The sequence below is a fragment of the Sphingomonas segetis genome, from assembly GCF_009720245.1.
Classification (GTDB): domain Bacteria; phylum Pseudomonadota; class Alphaproteobacteria; order Sphingomonadales; family Sphingomonadaceae; genus Sphingomicrobium; species Sphingomicrobium segetis.
Genome location: NZ_WJSQ01000254.1, coordinates 1 through 2,158, shown reverse-complemented (window position 1 = coordinate 2,158; position 2,158 = coordinate 1). Strand labels below are relative to the sequence as shown.

Sequence of the window (2,158 nt, the reverse complement as noted above, 5' to 3'; positions counted from 1 at the left end):
GGCGGCGCGGGGGCGCTGACCGGCGCTCGCGCGGGGCCGACGTCCGCCTCCTGCGCCTGGACCGGAGCGGCGAACGCTGCCGCCGACGCCAACAACATACCCCACCGCATCACAATCCCCTGTTCGGACAATTTCGAATTCTGTCCTGATTAGCCTAACAAGTCCTTGCGCGGGAGGGTTTTTCGAAAGTTTTGACGCACCTCAGCTTTCCCGGCGGGCAGAACCGGCCGCGGAGTGGTGCCAATCGGTGCGCGGTTCGCGAAATCTTCGGCACGGTACACAGTTTGACAGCAATTTGACTTGCTTGCGGCGGAGAATGCTTCAGCGCACATTAGCGGCACGCAGGGGGTACGATGGCAAGCCTCTTCCTCAGCTACGCCCGGCAGGATTCAGCGCGCGCACGGGAACTCGTCGGCGTGCTCGAGGCGGACGGGCACGAGGTGTGGTGGGACGAGCGCATTCCGGGCGGCGACCAGTTCGCCGAGGCCATCGAACGCGCGCTCGCCAACGCCGATGCCGTCATCGTCCTTTGGACCGAAGCGTCCGCAAGGTCGGCGTGGGTGCGCGACGAAGCGTCGGCGGCAAGGGACAATGGCCGGCTGGTGCCAGCCACGCTCGACGGCTCGCAGCCGCCGCTCGGCTTCCGCCAGTTTCAGACCATCGACCTGTCGAAATGGGACGGACAGGCCGGCTCGGCTTCGCTTGGCGCGCTGAGGAGCGCGATCGGTTCGAGGCTGGGCGAAGCTTCGGGGCAGGTTCCTCCGCTCGTCGCCGCACCCACGGCTTCTCGGCTGCGTTCGCGCCAGCGCCTGATTATCGGGGCAGTCGCCTTGCTCGTCATCGGGGCGGTGCTGTTCCGTTTTCTTTCCGCACCGGCATCCGCGGCGATTGCGCCGAAGGTGGCGCTCGGCGGGTTCGCGATCCTGTCGCAAGACCTGCCGCGGCAGCTCGCCAAGACAATGAACGAGGAGATCCTCTCGGCCTTCGGCACCGAGCACGAAGTCTCGCTGCTGACCGGCGCCAGGCAAAAGGCGCCCTTCCTGCTCGACGGCAGCATCCAGAACAGCAACGACGCGCTGCGCTTCACCGTCAACCTGCGCAACATGGGCAGTGGCGGACTCGTCTGGTCGCACAGCTTCGATCGGGCGCTCGAGGATTCGCTCGCGCCTCGCCAGGTCGCGGTTGCGGCGACGCAAGTGGTGCGCTGCGGCATCTGGGGCGCCTCGGCCTACCGCAAGCGGATGAGCGACCAAGGGCTCTCGCTGTATATCGACTGGTGCAACGAATATTGGGGCGGCTCGCCCGACGAGGACCGCATGCTCGACGCCGCGCGGCGGGCCGCGGCCGCGCTACCGGATTTCTCCTTCGCCTGGTCGGCGCTGGCGCTGTCGAGCGTTCCAATCAGTCACCGCGCCGGCTACGCCGATGCCGGCGATGTCGGCCGCGAAGGCTGGCAGGCGGCGGAGAAGTCGATCCGGCTCGATCGCCGCAACCCAGAAGGCTATATGGCCGAGGCAGGTCTGCTTCCGAGCAGCAATTTCGCCGACCGCGAGCGGCTGCTGCGCAAGGCGATCAGCGTTCGTCCTACCGAGTGCGGATGCGAACGCCAGGCTTACGGCGATTTCTTGACGGCGATCGGCCGCAACGACGAAGCCGTCGACCAGTACGACCGCGCCCGGGCGATGATGCCGCTGGCGCCGATGAGCAACGTCCGGCTTGCCCAGTCGCTGCTTGTGGTTGGCCGCAGCGACGAGGCGAACGAGATCATCGCGAACATGCTGCAGGTCTGGCCTGACGCCGAGATCGTGCAGCTGCTGCGAGTCAAATCGGCGCTGTGGACGGGGCAATACGCCGACGCCGCGCAATTGCTTCGGGCGCCGGAGCTTCATCTCGTGAATTCGGAACGGCACGCGCTTTTGCAAACGTTCGAAGCCTTGCGCTCGAAAAGCGCGCCGGCGGCGTCCGCGGCAGTCGCCGAGCTCAAGGCGCTGGCTGCCGACCGGCGCCGCAACGACCGCCTGGTCGTTGCAGCGCTCGCCGCGCTCGGGGCCGGGGACGATGCGCTCGCCGCCGCCGACGCACTGATCCGGTCGAGAGGGCCGGCGCTCGCCGACGTCCTGTTCGAGCCCAATCTTGCTGCGGCGCGCGCTTCCCCGCG

At 67.6% G+C, this 2,158-nt stretch carries 1 protein-coding gene; it reads left to right on the top strand.

The window, feature by feature from the left end:
* Positions 1-353: 353 nt before the first annotated feature.
* Positions 354-2,158 (top strand): TIR domain-containing protein (locus GH737_RS14520; protein WP_155265477.1); only part of this gene is annotated, 1,805 nt, incomplete at its 3' end.